The 17,785-nt window shown below is 66.9% G+C and carries 19 protein-coding genes; 9 read left to right on the top strand and 10 right to left on the bottom strand.

Going from position 1 to position 17,785, the window contains the following annotated elements; all coding sequences use genetic code 11:
- Nucleotides 1-221 precede the first annotated feature (221 nt).
- Nucleotides 222-2,276, top strand: a complete 2,055-nt coding sequence (locus AC3QL3_RS05810) for a glycosyl hydrolase family 18 protein (protein WP_492897401.1) — start codon at nt 222-224, stop codon at nt 2,274-2,276.
- A 120-nt stretch (nt 2,277-2,396) separates the two neighbouring features.
- Here AC3QL3_RS05810 and pdxR read toward each other — a convergent pair whose 3' ends face one another.
- Entirely contained in the window at nt 2,397-3,854 is a 1,458-nt protein-coding gene (gene pdxR / locus AC3QL3_RS05805) for a MocR-like pyridoxine biosynthesis transcription factor PdxR (protein ID WP_492897400.1), read from the bottom strand.
- Nucleotides 3,855-3,944: 90 nt separating this feature from the next.
- Between pdxR and AC3QL3_RS05800 the strand changes: the two genes are divergently transcribed.
- From AC3QL3_RS05800 to AC3QL3_RS05780, 5 genes are all read left to right on the top strand, one after another.
- Nucleotides 3,945-4,391, top strand: coding sequence for a carboxymuconolactone decarboxylase family protein (locus AC3QL3_RS05800; RefSeq protein WP_492897399.1), 447 nt, complete (start codon nt 3,945-3,947; stop codon nt 4,389-4,391).
- Between the two features lie 4 nt (nt 4,392-4,395).
- Nucleotides 4,396-5,052, top strand: a complete 657-nt coding sequence (locus AC3QL3_RS05795) for a pyridoxamine 5'-phosphate oxidase family protein (protein WP_492897398.1) — start codon at nt 4,396-4,398, stop codon at nt 5,050-5,052.
- Nucleotides 5,049-5,516, top strand: a complete 468-nt coding sequence (locus tag AC3QL3_RS05790) for a GNAT family N-acetyltransferase (RefSeq protein WP_492897396.1) — start codon at nt 5,049-5,051, stop codon at nt 5,514-5,516. Before AC3QL3_RS05795 ends, AC3QL3_RS05790 begins: the two co-directional genes overlap by 4 nt.
- 20 nt (nt 5,517-5,536) lie before the next feature.
- Nucleotides 5,537-6,361, top strand: a complete 825-nt coding sequence (locus AC3QL3_RS05785) for an isocitrate lyase/PEP mutase family protein (RefSeq protein ID WP_492897395.1) — start codon at nt 5,537-5,539, stop codon at nt 6,359-6,361.
- Between the two features lie 119 nt (nt 6,362-6,480).
- Nucleotides 6,481-6,918 carry a hypothetical protein gene (locus AC3QL3_RS05780; RefSeq protein ID WP_492897393.1) on the top strand — a complete coding sequence of 146 codons (438 nt, stop codon included), beginning with the start codon at nt 6,481-6,483 and terminating at the stop codon, nt 6,916-6,918.
- Between the two features lie 57 nt (nt 6,919-6,975).
- On the opposite strand, the gene AC3QL3_RS05775 is transcribed toward AC3QL3_RS05780, so the two are convergent.
- The 5 genes from AC3QL3_RS05775 to AC3QL3_RS05755 form a co-directional block, all read right to left on the bottom strand.
- Nucleotides 6,976-7,464: a L,D-transpeptidase family protein gene (locus tag AC3QL3_RS05775; protein WP_492897392.1), complete on the bottom strand. Its 489-nt coding sequence runs from the start codon at nt 7,462-7,464 to the stop codon at nt 6,976-6,978.
- A gap of 91 nt (nt 7,465-7,555) precedes the next feature.
- Complete coding sequence (locus AC3QL3_RS05770) at nt 7,556-8,704, bottom strand: acyltransferase family protein (RefSeq protein ID WP_492898874.1); 1,149 nt, start codon at nt 8,702-8,704, stop codon at nt 7,556-7,558.
- Between the two features lie 38 nt (nt 8,705-8,742).
- Complete coding sequence (locus AC3QL3_RS05765; protein WP_492897390.1) at nt 8,743-10,149, bottom strand: NAD(P)(+) transhydrogenase (Re/Si-specific) subunit beta; 1,407 nt, start codon at nt 10,147-10,149, stop codon at nt 8,743-8,745.
- A gap of 5 nt (nt 10,150-10,154) precedes the next feature.
- Nucleotides 10,155-10,451, bottom strand: a complete 297-nt coding sequence (locus AC3QL3_RS05760) for an NAD(P) transhydrogenase subunit alpha part 2 (RefSeq protein ID WP_492897389.1) — start codon at nt 10,449-10,451, stop codon at nt 10,155-10,157.
- A gap of 113 nt (nt 10,452-10,564) precedes the next feature.
- Entirely contained in the window at nt 10,565-11,692 is a 1,128-nt protein-coding gene (locus AC3QL3_RS05755) for a Re/Si-specific NAD(P)(+) transhydrogenase subunit alpha (RefSeq protein WP_492897388.1), read from the bottom strand.
- Nucleotides 11,693-11,853: 161 nt separating this feature from the next.
- On the opposite strand from AC3QL3_RS05755, the gene AC3QL3_RS05750 reads away from it, so the two are divergent.
- Both AC3QL3_RS05750 and AC3QL3_RS05745 read left to right on the top strand, forming a co-directional pair.
- Entirely contained in the window at nt 11,854-12,420 is a 567-nt protein-coding gene (locus tag AC3QL3_RS05750) for a nitroreductase family protein (protein ID WP_492897387.1), read from the top strand.
- 8 nt (nt 12,421-12,428) lie between these two features.
- Nucleotides 12,429-13,325 (top strand): 5'-3' exonuclease, encoded by an 897-nt coding sequence (locus AC3QL3_RS05745; protein ID WP_492897386.1) that lies wholly within the window; start codon nt 12,429-12,431, stop codon nt 13,323-13,325.
- 16 nt (nt 13,326-13,341) lie between these two features.
- Here the strand turns inward: AC3QL3_RS05745 and AC3QL3_RS05740 are convergent, their stop codons facing one another.
- Nucleotides 13,342-14,808, bottom strand: a complete 1,467-nt coding sequence (locus tag AC3QL3_RS05740) for a hypothetical protein (RefSeq protein ID WP_492897384.1) — start codon at nt 14,806-14,808, stop codon at nt 13,342-13,344.
- 237 nt (nt 14,809-15,045) lie between these two features.
- On the opposite strand from AC3QL3_RS05740, the gene AC3QL3_RS05735 reads away from it, so the two are divergent.
- Nucleotides 15,046-15,594, top strand: a complete 549-nt coding sequence (locus AC3QL3_RS05735; protein ID WP_492897383.1) for an NUDIX hydrolase — start codon at nt 15,046-15,048, stop codon at nt 15,592-15,594.
- 52 nt (nt 15,595-15,646) lie between these two features.
- On the opposite strand, the gene AC3QL3_RS05730 is transcribed toward AC3QL3_RS05735, so the two are convergent.
- Genes AC3QL3_RS05730 through AC3QL3_RS05720 form a run of 3 tightly spaced genes read right to left on the bottom strand, consistent with a single transcriptional unit; the run spans nt 15,647 to nt 17,668 of the window.
- A complete protein-coding gene (locus AC3QL3_RS05730; protein WP_492897382.1) occupies nt 15,647-16,048 on the bottom strand; it encodes an MAPEG family protein in 402 nt (133 codons plus the stop codon).
- A gap of 25 nt (nt 16,049-16,073) precedes the next feature.
- Nucleotides 16,074-16,808: a TMEM43 family protein gene (locus AC3QL3_RS05725; RefSeq protein WP_492897380.1), complete on the bottom strand. Its 735-nt coding sequence runs from the start codon at nt 16,806-16,808 to the stop codon at nt 16,074-16,076.
- On the bottom strand, nt 16,805-17,668 hold the full coding sequence (locus AC3QL3_RS05720) for an MBL fold metallo-hydrolase (protein WP_492897379.1): 864 nt from the start codon (nt 17,666-17,668) through the stop codon (nt 16,805-16,807). The genes AC3QL3_RS05725 and AC3QL3_RS05720 overlap by 4 nt, the downstream gene beginning before the upstream one ends.
- Between the last annotated feature and the right edge of the window lie 117 nt (nt 17,669-17,785).

The raw sequence follows: 17,785 nt of genomic DNA, 5'->3' as shown, positions 1-17,785 counted from the left end.
TGGCTACTACATCGGGACGTCCACGGCGCGCTTCAACCGATTCGGCGGCGACGCCGATGTCCACCAGACATCTCGATTCGCCATTATGTGACGATGCCCGCGAAAACAAGAGGAATTCATCGTTGACAACGTTGTCAGTACGGGCGCAGCCTGACGCTCGGCACGCGGCTTTCGACTCTCGACCGCCTGCCCCTTCCCCCTCGCATCGAGGAGCGCCCGCCATGTTCATCCGTACCTGCATCCGGTTGTTCGCCCTGGCACTACTCAACGCGCTGCTGCTCGTCAGCGCATTCGCACAAAGCGTTTCCTGCGACGGCGTCGCCGCGTGGAACGCAGCAGCCATCTACAACCCCGGCGACAGGCTGGTCTATCAAGGCCGCCTGTACGAAGCCCAAGTCTCGATCTGGAATGCACCGCCGACGCACTGCCCCAGCTGCGGCTGGTACCGGGATCTCGGCGCCTGCGGCAGCAGCGGCGGCAACCTGCCGCCGAGCGTGACGATCAGCGCCCCGGCCGACGGCGCGAGCTTCAGCGCCGGCACCAATCTGACCATCACGGCGAACGCGCAGGATTCCGACGGCAGCGTCACCCAGGTCGCGTTCCTGCAAGGTTCGACCTCGCTCGGCAGCGCCAGCGCTGCGCCCTACCAAGTCCAATGGAACAACCTGCCGGCCGGCAGCTATGCACTAACCGCGGTCGCCACCGACGACGACGGCGCCACCACCACCTCCGCCGTCGTCCACATCACGGTGAACGGCGGCGGCAGCGACACGACGCCGCCCAGCGTGCCCAGCGGCCTCGCCTCACCGGCGCAGACCGCGAGCACGATCACGCTGAGCTGGAACGCCTCGACCGACAACGCCGGCGGCAGCGGCGTCGGCGGCTACGACGTCTATCGCGACGGCGGCCTGGTCGGCTCGCCGAGCACGACCGGCTACGTCGACAGCGGCCTCGCCGCCAACTCGACCCATAGCTACCGCGTCCGTGCGCGGGACCGCGCCGGCAACGCCTCCGCGCAGAGCGCTGCACTGTCGGCCAGCACGCAGCCGATCGACGACGGCGGCGACAAGCGCGTCATCGGCTACTTCACGCAATGGGGCATCTACGCCCGCGCCTACAAGGTGAAGAACATCGAGACCAGCGGCACGGCCGCGCGCCTGACGCATTTGAACTACGCCTTCGGCAACGTGCGCAACAACCGCTGCGAAGTCGGCGTGATCCAGCCCAGCGATCCGAACACCGGCGCCGGCGGCGACGCCTTCGCCGATTACACGCGCTCGTTCGGCGCTGCCGAAAGCGTCGACGGCGCCGGCGACACCTGGGATCAACCGCTGCGCGGCAATTGGAATCAGCTGAAAAAATTGAAGGCGCGCCACGCCGGCCTGAAGGTGTTGATCTCGCTCGGCGGCTGGACCTGGTCGCGCGGATTCGCCGAAGCGGCACGGCCGGAGAACCGCACGGCGTTCGTCGCCTCCTGCATCGACGCCTACATCCGCGGCAATCTGCCGGTCACCGACGGCGCCGGCGGAGCCGGTGCGGCGGCCGGCGTGTTCGACGGCATCGACATCGATTGGGAGTACCCGGTCGCCTGCGGCTTGAGCTGCGGCACGCCCGCCGACAACGCGAACTTCACCGCGCTGCTGGCCGAGTTCCGCCGCCAGCTCGACGCGGTGCGCCCCGGTCTCCTGCTGTCGATCGCGGCCGGTGCCGGCGTCGACAAGATCCGCGTCACCGCGCCGGGGCAGTATCAGGCTTCGCTCGACTTCATCAACGTGATGACCTACGACTTCCACGGTGCCTGGGAGCCGACCACGAACTTCCACTCCGCGCTGTACGCCTCGAGTGCCGACCCGTCCACCGGCGACGTCGCGCACTACAACACCAACGATGCGATCCGCGCCTTCCTCGCCGCCGGCGTACCGGCCGCCAAGCTCAATCTCGGCATCGGCTTCTACGGCCGCGGCTGGACTGGCGTTGGGAGTTCCAACAACGGCCTGTATCAGAGCGGCAGCGCGGCGCCCGGCACCTACGAAGCCGGCATCGAGGACTACCGCGTGCTGAAGAATCTGAACTATCCGAGCTACACCGATACGCAGACGCGCTCGGCGTGGATCTACAACGGCTCGACCTTCTGGACCTTCGACGGGCCGCCGCAGATCGCGGAAAAAATGCAGTACGTGAAGACGCTGGGGCTCGGCGGCGCGTTCTTCTGGGAACTCAGCGGCGACGACGCGCAGGGTTCATTGGCCGCAGCGATGGGCAATGGGCTGCAATAGCCCCGAGGAGTAGCGCGCTACCTGCACGCGCTGCTCTCGCCGCGGCGCGCAGAGTCGAACTCTGCGCGCCGCGGCGACCGTGTTTCGGCCAGCTGCTGCTTCGCTACGAAGCTGCGTTCGTCACGCCGCCGCAGGCGTCGACTGCAGGCCCGCTTCGCGCAGGCATTTCCCGAACAGCTTCATCGCCGCCTCGATGTCGGCCGGCGGCAGGCCGGCATAGCCGAGCACCAGGCCCGGCCGCGGCGGCGGCTTCATGCAGTACGGCGCGACCGTGTAGAGCCCGAGGCCGCGCGTGCGCGCATGCGCGACGAGGCGCTCGCAGTCGCCGTGGTTGGCCCGGCTCAACCAGGCGGTCAGGTGCATGCCGGCGTTGGAGTCGACCACTTCGACCAGTCCGCCCGCGTGTTTCTTCAAGCCGTTCAACATCGCCGCGCGGCGTGCGCGCAGCGCCAACGCGGCGCGGCGCAGATGGCGCTCGAAGCCGCCGCTCTGCATCAGATGCGCGAGCGCGGCCTGCTCGAGCGAGTTGTTGCCACGATCCTCCAGCCATTTCGCCGCGACGAAGGCGTCGCGCAGCGCCGGTGGCAACACCATGTAGCCGAGCCGCAAGGCCGGGAACAGCGCCTTGGAGAAACTGCCGATGTAGATCACGCGGCCATCGCGATCGAGTGACTTCAACGCCGCCAGCGGACGGCCGCCGTAGCGGAACTCGCCGTCGTAGTCGTCCTCGATCAGCCAGGCGTGACGCTCGGCCGCCCATTCCAGCAATTCCACGCGGCGTCCGAGCGGCAGCAAGGCGCCGGTCGGGAACTGGTGCGACGGCGTCACCACCGCGAGCCGCGCACTCGCCGGCAATGCCGCCGGCACCAGACCGTCGGCATCGACGCGGCAACCGCGCGCATGCGCGCCGTGCGTGGTGAACGCCTGACGCGCGCCGCGATAGTGCGGGTCTTCCAGCACCACCGTATCGCCCGTTTCGAGCAGCACGCGCGCGGCGAGCGAGAAGGCCTGCTGCGTGCCGGAGACGATCAATACATCTTCGGGCGCCGCCGGCACGCCGCGCCGGCGCGAGAGGTAGTCGCAAATCTGTTCGCGCAGCGCCGGCAGACCCTGCGCGTCGGGGTAGTCGAACTCGGTGTGCTCGGCGGCGCGGCTGACTTCGCGCCGCCACACGCTGGCCAGGAGCGGATTCACCAGCGGCAGGCCGTATTGGAGGTTGTAGCGCAGATCGGAATGCTGGCGACCGGGAATGCGGCGGCCGTCGGTATTGGCGAGCGCGCGCCGCGCGAACGCCGACAGCGGCGCGATCAACGCATTCGAGGGCCGCCGCAGCGGCGCCGCGTTGCCGATATTGGCGACGAAGCTGCCGGAGCCGACGCGGCCGAGCAGGAAACCTTCCGCCTGCAGCTGCTCGTAGGCGGCGAGCACGGTGTTGCGCGACAGATCCAGTTCGCGCGCGAGCGATCGGCTGGCCGGCAAGCGCGCACCGGCGGCGACGCGGCCGTCCATGATGGCGCCCTTCAGAGCGCGTATCAGCTGCGCGTAACGCGCCCCTTGACCATCCAGATCGAGGTACATGATTGGCCCCTTCGATGCTCGTGATTCTGGAACTACATGGTACCAATAATCGGCGCTAAAGTAGGACTTTCCCAATGTGGAACCGTACGCATGTCAGCCCGCCTGGACTACCGCAAGGCCGCACCTGCCGCGATCGACGCGCTCGCCGGCATCAACCGTTACCTGGCCGAGTGCGGCATCGATTTGAAGCTGCGCAAACTGGTCGAGATCCGCATTTCGCAGATCAACGGCTGCGCCTACTGCGTGGACATGCACCTGCGCGAAGCGCGCGACGCCGGCGAGACGCAACAACGCCTCGATTGCCTGTGCGTCTGGCGCGAGGTGACGATGTTCGACGCGAAGGAGCGCGCCGCATTGGGTTGGGCCGAAATGCTCACGCGCAGCGCCATCACGCATGCGGACGATGACGAAACCTACGCGCAGGCTCGCGAGCATTTCGGTGACAAGGAGCTGGTCGATCTCGGCCTGGTCATCGCCGGCATGAACGCCTGGAACCGTATCGGCATCGGCTTCCGCCCCGCCGTGCGCGTGCGCTGAGCCGATGCGCACCGCCGCCCGCCACAAGGTCCAACGCACCAAGCAGCGTGCGCGCTACGAGCGCGAGGCGATCTACGCGATCCTCGACGCCGGCATGATCGCCCACGTCGGTTTCTGCGTCGACGCGCAACCGTTCGTGATTCCGATGCTGTACGCGCGCGACGGCGACGCGCTGCTGCTGCACGGCTCGATCGCGAGCCGCCTGATCAATCAGCTCGGCGAAGGCATCGCGGCCTGCCTCAGCGTCACGCATGTGGATGGCCTGGTGCTGGCGCGCTCGCACTTCCATCATTCGCTCAACTACCGTTCGGTGGTGGCGTTCGGCCGCGCCTATGCGGTCGAAGACACCGCGCAGAAGGCCGCAGCGCTGGCACGTTTCGTCGATGCGCTGATTCCGCAGCGCGCCGCGGAATCGCGTGCGGCCGATCGCAACGAACTGGCCGCGACCCGGCTGCTGCGTTTCGAGATCGAAGATGCCAGCGCGAAGGTGCGCGACGGCGGCGTCAAGGACGACGCGGCCGATCTCACCTTGCCGCACTGGGCCGGCGTGGTTCCCATTCAAACGCACTACGCCGCGCCGGACGCCGACGCTTCCGCGGCCGACATGCCTTTACCTGCGTCGGTGCGCACCTTGCTCGCCGCGAACGGAGCACGCGAATGAACGAAGTCATCCGCATCATCGATGTCACCGACGTGTCCGGCGAAATCGTCGCCGCGCCGTGGCTGGAGCGCGCCGAGGCGGTTCATCGGCAACTGCGGCCGCATCTGCCGCCCGACTACACCGGCAAGATGCGTCGAGTTTTCGCGGGCGGTGGCCGCTTGTGCATCGCCGCGCGCGACGATGCCGTCGTCGGCGTCGCGGTCTACCGCATGCACGAGAACACCTTCAGCGGCGTGCACATGTACGTCGACGATCTGGTCACCGACGGCGAGCAGCGCTCGCTCGGCGTCGGCAAGGCGCTGCTCGCGCATCTGCAAGGCATCGCCCGCCGCAGCGGCTGCCTCAAGCTCACGCTCGACTCCGGCACGCAGCGCCAGCAGGCGCACAAGTTCTATTTCCGCGAAGGACTGGTCGCCACTGCGTTCCATTTCGAGCAAGCGGTCCAAGCCGAGGTTTCCGCCTGAATCACTCGCCGCGCACATCGATGAACACGGATCAGCACGCCAAAGCCGAACGCTTCGCCGCCTTGCACGCCGGCAGCAGCGCCTTCGTCATCGCCAACGCCTGGGACGCGGGCTCCGCACGCCTGCTCGACGGACTCGGTTTCCAAGCGCTGGCGACCTCGAGCGGCGCCAGCGCGGGCGTCTTCGGGCGGCGCGACGGCGGCATCACGCGCGAACAGTCGCTGGCGCAGGCGCGCGCGATCGTGCGTGCCACCGATTTGCCGGTGTCGGCGGATCTCGAGAACGGCTTCGGCCACGAGCCCGCCATCGTGGCGGAGACGGTCCGCCTCGCCGCCGACGCCGGACTCGTCGGCGGTTCGATCGAGGATTTCAGCGGCGATGTGGACGAGCCGATCTACGATCTCGCACACGCGGCCGAGCGCGTTGCGGCCGCCGCGGCAGCGGCGCGCGCGCTGCCGTTCCGCTTCACGCTGACCGCGCGCGCGGAGAATTTTTTGCATCAAAGGCCCGATCTCGACGACACCATCCGTCGCCTGCGCGCTTACGAGCAAGCCGGCGCCGATGTGTTGTTCGCGCCGGGCCTGCCCGACCTCGACGCGGTACGTACGGTGTGCGCGGCCTTGTCCAAGCCGCTGAGCTTCATGGCCGGCATCCGCGGACGTTCGTTTTCGGTGGCGGAACTGGAAGCTGCCGGCGTGCGCCGCATCAGCCTGGCGACCTCGCTTTATCGCGCCGCGATGAGCGGTCTGCTCGAGGCGGCGCGCGAAGTGCGCGAACACGGTCGCTTCGAATATCTCGATCGCATCCTGACCACCGCGCAGCTGAACGAATTTCTGCGCGAGTAGCATTGAAGCGCATGCGGCGCCTGCTGCGACGCAACGTGACCAAGGTCCGTTCCGTGCGCGGTTCGGCGCAGCTATCATCGCGCGCTTCGCGCCGATCGCCGGCGCCGGATCGGCCATCGATGAGCGCAGCGACCACCCAGCAGCATCCGCGCCTGTTCGGCTCCCTCATCGCGCTGATGTGCGCGCTCGCCGGCGGCGCCGTCTGGTGTCTGCTCTCGCTGCACACGCGCGGCGAGCTTGCCGCATTCGCCTTCGTCGTCGCCCTGGTGGTGGTCTGGCAGCTGCGCAGCAACGGTTGGGCCGGACGCTGGTTCGGCGCGTTCCTGGCCGGCTTCTGCGTCGCCCTCGCCGCTCTCTATTCGTTTTATCTGCAAGCCGTCGCGCAGGTCGCCGCGATGCTCGGTCTGCCGATGCGCGCCGCGCTGTTGCAGATGGAACCGGCGATGGCGATGGCGATCGCGCGCGCGAACCTGATCGGCTGGAACGGTGCGATCGTACTGCTGGCGCTCGCCGCCGCTTTCGGCGCGATGCTGCTCGCGCCGCGCGAGAACACGTAGGCCGACGCGAACATAGCGAACGCTGCTGCGACTGCGATCGATGCGTTGCAGCCGGGCTCAAGGATGGATCGTGATCGGCGTGCCGACCTCGATCGACTCGTACAGCGCTTTCATGTCGGCATCGTCGAGCGCGACGCAGCCCCAGGTCCAATCCGAAGCCGAACCGTTGCCGTGCACGAAGATGTCGCCGCCGAGCGCCGTGTTCGACGGCGGCGGGCGATGCGCCGCAATCGCCTGCACGATGCGGTCGCGCTGTGCCCTGCTGATCAATTTCTCGCGCAGGCCGCGCTCGGCATCGTCCACGTTCGGATAGCTGACACCGAGCGAGAGATAGAACTGGCTGCGCGGATTCTTGTGCGAGATGAAGTAGCGGCCTTCCGGCGTCGCGCGATCGCCTTGGCGGCGCTTGGGTGAGATCGGATTGCTGCCCAGGCCGATGCGATAGGTCTTGCGCAGTTCGTCGCCGGAGTAGACGCGCAGCTCGCGCTCGGCCTTGAACACTTCGATGCGCACCTCGCCGGCATCACGCGCGTTCGCGGTCGGCACGCACGCGGCGCCGATCGCCAGCGCGAGCAAGCATCCGAGCGCTGATCGGAAAGCTGCACCGAATCTCGCCCGATCCCGCCAATTCATGCGGTCACCCGGGCGCATTCGCAGCAGCTCTTGGCGTATCGAACCAACGCCGCACCAGGCGCCGCCCGAGCGCGATGGCCGGCTGTTCGACCCAGCGAAAGGTCAACGCCGACAGCGCGATGGTGAGCACGACGTTGGCCAACAGATACGTGAGCAAGTGCTGCGTACGCCACCACGAATCGGGCGGGGTCAGCATCACGAGGCGCAACAGCAGAAAGAACACCACCGGATGCATCAGGTAGACGGAGTAGCTGATGCGGCCGACCCAGACCAGCGGCGCAAACCGGAGCCTCAACCACAAAGTGCCGACGACGAAGAGCGCGATCGCCAGCACGTAGGGCACGAAATAGTTGTACGGAAAGCCGCCGATCTTCCTGCAGAAAACCGGATAGATCAGCAGCAGGAACAACAGCATTCCCCACAGGCAAGCCTTGGCGAACCGATCCTGCAATCTGCCGTCGTGCCAAGCCCGGAACAAAAGCCCCCAGAACATGATGCCCAGGTGCAGGAACCACAGCGAGCCGAGATAGACGTTGCCGCGGTACCCGCCCCTGGCCACCAGCAGAATGCCGACGAGGTGGGCCGCGATCAGTACGATCGCGATGATCGCGATCCTTCGAAAATGGAACAGGCTGTGCAGGCACAAGAGTGCAGCGCAGGCCAGATAGAACAGCACTTCGACCACCAGGGTCCAGTACAAGCCCATCACGCTCGGCACGTCGAGCCAGTACTGCAGCAAGGTCAGATTCACCAGGAAGTGGTCGAAGCGGAAAGACGCGCCCCAGATCCACGCCCCCGTGAGTATCCCCAGCGGAATGGAGGACCAATAGAGAGGGAAGATGCGGAAGAAACGCCGCACGAGGAACTCGCGCACCGGTGCGGGACTGCCGACGCGCACGCTGAAAGGAATCACGAATCCGCTGATCGCGAAGAACAGCGCGACGCCGATACGGCCGACGTCCACCTCGCGTGCGATGTCCAGCAGCCAATGCCCTTGCTGCGTGACCGGACTCAGATTGACGAACTTCTCGGTGACGTGAATCCACACCACCAGTAAGGCGGCGATCGCACGCAACGCATCGATGTGCGCCCAACGCGCGGCCTCGCCTTTCGCGGCCGGCTCGAGCGGCACCGATGCAACCAAGTCGCGCATGCCAGGCAAGAGGCGGGAAGTTCCCGCCTCAGCTCCAATCAGTGTCCGCCGCCACCCTCGACCGCCTTCAGTTCGGCGATCAGCTGACTCGCCGCTTCCTTGCCGTCGGCGTACAGCATGCGCGTGTTGTCGGCGTAGAACAGCGCGTTCTCGATACCGGCGAAGCCGGTGCCCTTGCCGCGCTTGATCACGATGGTCTGGCGCGAATCGACCACGTCGAGTATCGGCATGCCGAAGATCGGCGAGGACTTGTCGGTCTTCGCGGCCGGGTTCACCACGTCGTTGGCGCCGATCACGATGGCGACGCCGCAGGTTTTGAACTCGGGATTGATGTCGTCCATGTCGGCGATCAGGTCGTAGGGCACGCCGGCTTCGGCGAGCAAGACGTTCATGTGGCCGGGCATGCGTCCGGCGACCGGATGGATCGCGAACTTCACTTCCTTGCCGGCCTTGATCAGCGCCTGCGACAACTCCCAGATCTTGTGCTGCGCCTGCGCCACTGCCATGCCGTAGCCGGGCACGATGATGACCTTCTCGGCCATGTACAGGAGCGACGCGGCATCGGCTGCCTCGATCGCTTTCTGCGCGCCGGCGATCGCGGTGCCTTCACCGCCGCCGCCGAAGTTGGAGAACAAGACGTTGCTGATCGGGCGATTCATCGCCTTCGCCATCAGCTGGGTCAGGAAAGTACCGGCCGCGCCGACCACCATGCCGGCGACGATCAGCGCTTCGATCCCCATCGCATAGCCTTCGAACGCGACAGCGAGACCGGTGAACGCGTTGTACAGCGAGATCACCACCGGCATGTCGGCGCCGCCGATCGGCAGCGTCATCAGCACACCGAAGGCGAGCGCGAGCAGGAAGAAGACGACCACGAGGGTGATGTCGAGTTTCCAGAACACCAAGGCGAGACCGGCCAGCACGGCCGCCGCGAACACCAGGAAGTTGATCGCCTGCTGGCCGCCGAAGGTGAAGCGCTTGTCCATGCGGCCGTCGAGCTTGGCCCAGGCGATGATCGAGCCGGTCATCGAGATGGCGCCGATCAGCGCGCCGACGGTGGCCAAGCCGACCGTCGCCAGCGGCGGATTGATGCCGAGCTGGGTGAACTTGAGCAGCTCGCCGGCGCCGATCGCCGCGGCCGAACCGCCGCCCATGCCGTTGAACAGCGCGACCATCTGCGGCATGTCGGTCATCGCGACCTTCTTGCCCCAGAGCCAAGTCGGGATCACGCCGATCGCGATCGCCGCGAGGATGTAGCCGAGATTGTGGCCGCGCGTGATCGCGAACGTCGCCACGGTCGCGATGACCATGCCGACGCCGGCCCAGACGATGCCCTTGCGCGCGGTGACCGGCGAGGACATGCGCTTGATGCCGAGAATGAACAGCACCGCGGCGAGGAAGTAGCTGGCCTTGGCCAGCCAGACGAGCATCGTTTGCGTATCCATCGCGATCATCCCTTCTTCCCGTCCTTGCTCGACTTGAACATCTCCAGCATGCGCTCGGTGACGACGTAGCCGCCGGCCGCGTTGCCGGCGCCGAGCACGACACCGATGAAGCCGATCGCGATCGCCAGCGGCGACTCCGCGTGCGCCAGCGCGATCATCGCGCCGACCAGCACGATGCCGTGCACGAAGTTCGAGCCCGACATCAGCGGCGTGTGCAGGATCACCGGCACGCGGCCGATGATTTCCTTGCCGGTGAACGCGGCGAGCATGAAGATGTACAGCGCGAGGAATCCGTCGATCATGGGGCTGCTCTCGTCTTTGCTTCGTCATTCCCGCGGAAGCGGGAATCCACGTTTCTGCAATCGCATCAAGCCTTGAAGCCAAGAGAATTCCCGCTTGCGCGGGAATGACGGCGTCAAGAGCCGTCGACCAAGGCCTTCGTCGGCTCGTGGCGGATTTCTCCCGCGTGCGTCACGCAGGTCTTCGCGATCAGCTCGTCGTTCCAGTCGAGGCTGAGCGCGCCGTCCTTCAGCGACAGCTCGAGGAAGTTGTACAGGTTGCGCGCATACATCTCGCTCGCGTGCACCGGCGCCGAGGCGGGCAGATTGACCGTGCCGATCACGCTGACGCCGTTGGCGCTTACGATGGTCTTGCCCGCTTCGGTGAGTTCGACGTTGCCGCCGGTTTCCGCGGCGATGTCGACGATCACCGCACCCGGCTTCATGCCGGCCACCATCGCCGCGCTGACGATGCGCGGCGCCTTGCGGCCCGGCACGGCGGCGGTGGTGACGACGACGTCGAACGCCTTCAGCTGTTCGGCCAGCGCGCGCTGCTGCTGCTCGCGTTCTTCCGCGGTCAGCTCGCGCGCGTAGCCGCCGCTGCCGGCAGCGCTGACGCCGAGATCGAGGAATTTCGCGCCGAGCGATTCGATCTGCTCCTTCGTTTCCGGACGCACGTCGAAACCTTCGACCTGCGCACCCAGACGCTTGGCGGTCGCGATCGCCTGCAGACCGGCGACGCCGGCGCCGACGATCAGCACCTTGCTCGGCCGGATCGTGCCAGCCGCAGTGGTCAGCATCGGGAAGAATTTCGGCGCGGCCTCGGCCGCGATCAGCACGGCCTTGTAGCCGGCGACGGCAGCCTGCGATGACAGCACGTCCATCGCCTGCGCGCGCGTCGTGCGCGGCAACAGTTCCATCGCGAAGGCGGTGATCTTGCGATCGCGCAGCGCCTTTGTGCGTTCGGGCGCGAGATGCGGCTGCAGATGGCCGATCACCACTGCGCCTTCCTTCAAGGCGGCGATTTCCTCCAGCGACGGCGGCTGCACTTTCAGCAATACGTCGGCTTGCGCCAGCGCCGCCGCAGCGGTGACGACCTCGCTCTCGGCGAACGCGGAATCGGCGAAGTACGCGCTGGCGCCGGCACCGTCCTGCAGCACGATGCGCGCGCCGCGAGCCCGCAGTTTCTTGGCGACTTCGGGCGTGAGCGCCACACGGCGCTCGCCGGGAACGGTCTCGCGCAACGCCACGATCGTCGTCGCCATGCCTTTCTCTCGCGCCCCTAGGGAAGCTTCGATCCTAGCCTAATTCGCCACCGCATGACGAGCGCTGTACGGCCGCGACTTGAATGCCCGCCGCCCGAGCAGCACATGTCGACAGCGTCCGCTATGCTCGGACGCAGCCCCTTTCGCCTTCGGAAATCGCCTTGTCCGCTCTCGATGTCCTCAATCAACGCCGCTCGGTGCCCTCGCGCCAGCTCGGCGAACCCGGCCCCGACGCAGCTACGCTGGAGCAGTTGCTCGCGGCCGCGATCCGCGTGCCCGACCACGGCAAACTGGTGCCGTTCCGCCTGCTCACGATCCGCGGCGAGGCGCGCGCCAAGCTCGGTGCGGCGCTGGCCGAAATCCACGCGCGCAACGAACCCGACGCGCCGCCCGCAGCGCTGCAGAAGGATCGCGAGCGCTATTCGTTCGCGCCGCTGATCGTCGCGGTGATCGCGCAGCTGGAAGCCGACCACCCCAAGGTGCCCGAGCAGGAACAGCTGCTCAGCGCCGGCTGCGTCGCCTACAACCTCTTGCTCGGCGCGCAGGCGCTCGGCTACGGCGCGCAATGGCTGACCGGCTGGGCCGCCTACGACCGCGATGCCGCGGCTCTGCTCGGCCTGGCACAGAACGAGCGCGTGGTCGCGTTCGTGCACATCGGCAGCAGCGCGGAGCCGGCGCCCGAGCGCACGCGTCCGGCGCTGGCCGAACTGCTCACCGACTGGCGTTGAGTACGACGATGCAGACCGCGCATCTGGTCGACGGCAGCCTCTACGTCTGCCGAGCCTGGTTCGCGCAAGGACCGGACGTGTTCGACGCCGACGGTGCGCCGGCGCATGCGGTGCACGGTTTCACGCGCTTCCTGCTCGATCTGCTCGAACGCACTCGCCCTACGCATCTTGCGGTCGCATTCGATCAGTCGTTGACGACCTGTTTCCGCAACGCGATCTACGCCGACTACAAGGCGAACCGTCCGCCGGCGCCGCCGGATCTGATGCGCCAGTTCGAAGGCTGTCGGCGCATCGCGCAAGCGCTCGGCGCGATCGTACTGGTCGACACGCACTACGAGGCCGACGATTTGATCGGCAGCGCGCTCGAAACGCTGCGCCGCGCCGGCCTGCGCAGCGTGATCGTCTCGGCCGACAAGGATTTCGGCCAGCTGATCGGCCTGCACGACGAACAATGGGATCCCTCGCGCAACCAGCGCTGGGACGGCGCCGGCGTGAAAGCGCGGCTGGGCGTGCGACCCGATCAGGTCGCCGACTATCTCGCGCTGACCGGCGATGCGGTCGACAACATCCCCGGCGTGCCCGGCATCGGCGCCAAGACCGCGGCGATCCTGCTGCATCATTTCGGCACGCTCGAAGCGCTGTTGGAGCGCGCCGAAGAAGTCGCCTTCCTTCGCACGCGCGGTGCCGCCGCAGCGGCGCAGAAACTGCGCGAACACGCCGAACTCGCGCGCCTGTCGCGCCGGCTCACCGGCATCGCGCTGGATGCGCCGGTGCCGAGCGCGGAAGCCGACTATCGCCGTCGCGATTTCGACGGCGAACTGGAAGCACTGCTCGATCGGATGAATTTCGGCCCGCTGACGCGGGCGCGCGTGCGTTCGCTGGCGGCTGCGACGAACCCGGCCTGACCGGGCTCGCCTGCTTTCAACCCTGCGCCGTCTGTGCGCCGGCTTCGACGTTGCGGAACTCGCCCTCGCCCGGCTTCGATTTCGACGGCGCCAGCAGCGGCGCGACACCTGACGGGATCGCCGTGCCGACGTTGGAGGTGAGGTCGCTGCGGAACACGTTTACCGCAGCGAGCTTCGCACCGTCCTTGGGCGTTCCGTAGGCGTCGTACTCGTTCTTCTGGCTATTGGCGATGAAGTACAGGCCGTCGCCGTCGATCGTTCCGTAGGTCGGCAGTTCGAAGGCCGGATTGCCTGCGTCCAGCGGCGTGACGCGCGTGACTTTGCGTCCGTCGTCGTTGAGCGACAGACGCATGACGCGCTTGGGCGACATGCCGTTTTCGATCGCGACCAAGCTGTGCTGGTACCAGTACAAGCCGTCGATGCCGCCGAGTACCAGCTTGGCCGCGTCGTAGTCGAGGTCGAAGCCCTTGCCGGCGGCCAGATCGACGCCGAACACGCCGAGCGAGTAGTCGGCGAAGTAGAGCCTCTTGCCGTCGGCGTCGAGCGCGAGCCCGCGCACGCTGGTCAGCTGCGGATTCTGCACCATCAGCTTCAGCGCACCGCCGTCGAGCCGGTAGATCAGGTTGCGCAGGCCGTCGGCGGCGAATACCTGGCCGCCGGGACCGGCTGCAATGCTCGACAAGGTGCGCGCGCTGCCGTCCGAATCGAGCTGATACTTTTCGACGAACTTGCCGCTGGACAGCTTGAACTTGAACACGCCGGCCTTGCCGTAGTCGTCCTTCTTGAAACCCTTGAAGTAGACCGACGAAGTGCTCGCCACGTACAAGGCGTCGTCTTCGGGCACGGCGGCCATCGCGTAGACGCTCCACATGCCGTTCTCGGCGTTGGGAGCGATGAAGCTCTGCAGCTTGCCGTCCTTGCCGACTCGTTGGATCGTGCCTTCGCGCACGCTGCCGACCAGAAACTGCTTGTGTTCGGGATCGAAGGCGAGCGATTCGAACAAATAGTCGCCCTTGGGCAGCGCGAAAGCGGTCTTGCCTTCGCCGAACGGCTTCAAGTTCGTTTTCAGCGCGTCGACGATGTAGGTCCAGACCTTGGTGTCGCTGACCTTCTGGAAGTTCGGGTTGTTGGAGAGGTCGTAGCCCAGCCCCTGCTTCTGCATGTTCAGCAGCAGGTCGTAGGTCTTGGTCTTGTCGCCGCGCAGCGCGTAGGTCGTCGCCAGCGCGAGCTTGAGGTCGGCCACGTTCGGCTGTAAGTGAACCAGCCGCTGCAACGCCCAGCTCAATCGCTCCAGGTCGCCGCTCTGCTTGTACAGCGCGGCCAGACGGTACAAGGCCTTGGGCACTTGGGTCTGCGCAATCTGCGCTTCGGTCAGCGAAGCGGGATCGAGCGCGGGCCGTCCGCCGGCCGGGGCTTGTTGAGCCAGCGCCGTCGTCGCCATCGAAATGAAAGCGAGCGCGCACAGAATCTGTCTGATCTTCATCGGGAGTACCTCGCAAACCAGCCGGACGTAGCAGGACCGGACGGGCCCAGGAAAGTTCAGAACCTGCTCGCAAAACGATGACGCGCGGCGCCGGAGCGCGGACGGCGCTCGGCCAGGCCGCGAGCGGCCTGCGGCCTTGCGTGCTTCACGCGTACACTGCGGGCCTTGCGCTCGTGCGCCCGGAACCGCCTTCGCTCGCTACGCCTTGCGGATAGGCTCTCAGGAAAGCCGCCTACCATGACTGAAACGCAAACGCTTTGCAACGGAACTTGGCTGCGCCTCAAAAAGCGCGGCCGCTGGGAATACGCCGAGCGCACCAATCCGGGCGGCGGCGTGATGATCATCGCGGTCACGCCGGAGGACCGCATTTTGTTCGTCGAGCAGTACCGTCCGGCGATCGAGTGCATGACCATCGAGATGCCGGCCGGCCTGGTCGGCGACGTCGCCAGCAGCGCCGACGAGAGCGCGGCCGACGCCGCGCATCGCGAGCTGGTCGAGGAAACCGGCTATCGCGCCGGGCGCATCCAATTCCTGATGGCCGGCCCGACCTCGGCCGGCATGAGCAACGAAATCCTCGCCTTCGTGCGCGCCTACGAACTCGAACGCACGCACGAGGGCGGCGGCGACGAGACCGAAGACATCCGCGTGCACGAAATCCCGCGCCGCGAAGCCGCCGCTTGGCTGGTGGAGAAGATCCGCGCCGGCTATTCGATCGATCCGAAGATGTTCGCAGGGTTGTATCTGCTCGAACACGGCGAGGCCTTGTTCGAGAACCCGCCTACGTAGTTCGCGCCGACTTGTCGCTCCTGCGCTCACCGCGCAAGAGCGACGATGGAACTCAGCCGGCGATGCGCGCGAAAGCGAATGCCTGCCACAACAGCAGCAGCGCCATCGCCAGCATCACCACCCAAGTCAAGGCAGCGCCGCCGAAGCGGCCGACACTGTGGCCCGACGAACGCGACAGGCCGATCCCGTGCGCCACGCGCGCGACGATCAGCGCGATGCCGAAGCCGTGCAGCCACAGCGGCTGGGTCTGATTCAATTCGAGCAGGAGCAGCAGCAGCAAGGCCAGCGGCAGGTTCTCTAGCGCATTCGCGTGCGCGCGGATGCGCTTGACCAGGTCGTGATCGCCGCCGTCGCCGATGCCGATCTTGCGGTTGGTGCGTGCGAGCACCACGCGTGCCGCCAGGAGCAATACGAGCAACGCGGCCAGTGCGGCGTAGATTCCGGTGATGCGCATTCGATCCTTCCCCCGTTGGTGAAATTCAGTGCGGCGGCGGCGCCTTCAGCCAGTCGCCGCGTTGTACGCCGCGCACGCGCGAAACCTCGAATGCGGCGACCGCTCGATAACGCACACGCAGATCGCCGACGGCCGGCTGTGCCGGATCGCCGGTGTAGAGCGCGCCGTCGCGATCGCTGAAAGTGGCCGCCAGATTGGGCGGCAGTTGCGATGCACGCACCGGCAGTTCGACCGGCGCCTCGTCGCTCAAGAGTACCTGCGCGGCCAGCTCCGGATCGAAGCGGAAAGCGCCCAAGCGCAGCTCCTGCGCATGGAACACCTGCCCCTCGAACGGAGAGTGCGGCGGATTCTCGTGCCCCTGCCGTTGGCGGAACGCGCTCGAATCGATCCGCTCGTCCGCCCAGACCTGCTCGTACTCGCATTTCTCCTGCGCGCAGCGTTCCTCCCACTGGCGCATCTCGACCTGGCGCAGCAGGGCGATCGCGCCGGCCTCGGCGCGGATTCCGAATTGTTCGTCGCGCGGGGCATCCTTCCCTTCGAGCTTGCCGCTGACTTCGATCGAGCGCCCTTCGTTGGCCGCATCGATGCGCTCGGCCGATACGGCCAGCGCTGCCGTCTCCGTCGGCACGGGTGGCGTTGCCGGCGCGCTGTCGATGCGCTGATGCCAGGCGAGCCAGAGCAGGACGACGATGGCGAGCGCCAGCGTCAGTCCGACCAGGATTCGCGCGGTCGTCGCGCCTTGTCGCGTGCGCGTGGTCATGCCGCCTCCGCCACCAGCTCGGCGCGTTCGTCGGCGGTCGAGTAACGGCCCTTGTCGTCGCGCACCACGCGCGCGCTGGCGCAGCCGACGTCGTGGGTGAAGAACAGTCGCACGCCGCGTGCCAGCTTGTCGTCGAGGAAGACGCGCTTCTCGTCGATCAACAGCTCCGGATAACGGTCGTAGCCCATCGTCACTGGTAGGTGCACCCACGGCCGGCCCGGGATCAGATCGGCGCAGAACACGATGCCGTCGCCGGCCGCGACGATCTCGGCCAGCATCAATCCCGGCGTGTGACCGTTCGAATAGGTGAAACGCACGTGCGCACCGAGCGTCGCGCTGTGTTCACCGTGCACGCGCTCGAGCCGGCCGGAGGCCTCCAGCAGCGGCTGCAACTCCGGAATGAACGAGGCGCGGTCGCGCGGATGCGGATTCTGCGCGCGCTGCCAGCACTCTTCGCCGACGAGATAGGTCGCGTTGGGGAACAACAACCGCGGCGGCTCGCCTTCCTGCCATGCCGCCAGCAGTCCGCCGGCGTGGTCGAAATGCAGATGCGAGACGACCACCGCATCGATGTCTTCGTGCGAAAACCCGGCCTGGCGCAGCGAATCGAGCAGCACGTGGCGCTCTTCGACCACGCCGTAGCGCTCGCGCAGTTTCGGCTCGAAGAACGCGCCGATGCCGGTCTCGAACAGTACGGTCTTGCCGTCGAGGTCGTCGACCAGCAACGCACGACACGCAAGCGGAATGCGGTTCTGCTCGTCCGGCGCGATCCAGCGCGACCACATCGCCTGCGGTACGTTGCCGAACATCGCGCCGCCGTCGAGCTTCTGCGAATTCCCGAGCAGGGACCAGAGTTTCATCGGCACGCAGTCCAATTCGGAGTCCGTCCCGATTGTCGGGAGCTTGCGCGCGCAAAGCAATCGGCGGCGGCGGATCGACGATTCAGGGACTTCGTAGGCAAACGGAGGGCGATGCCG

Source organism: Dokdonella sp. GW821-FHT11D02 (assembly GCF_058808595.1).
Note: the sequence above shows the minus strand (reverse complement) of the source record. Positions and strands in the feature narration are given on the sequence as shown.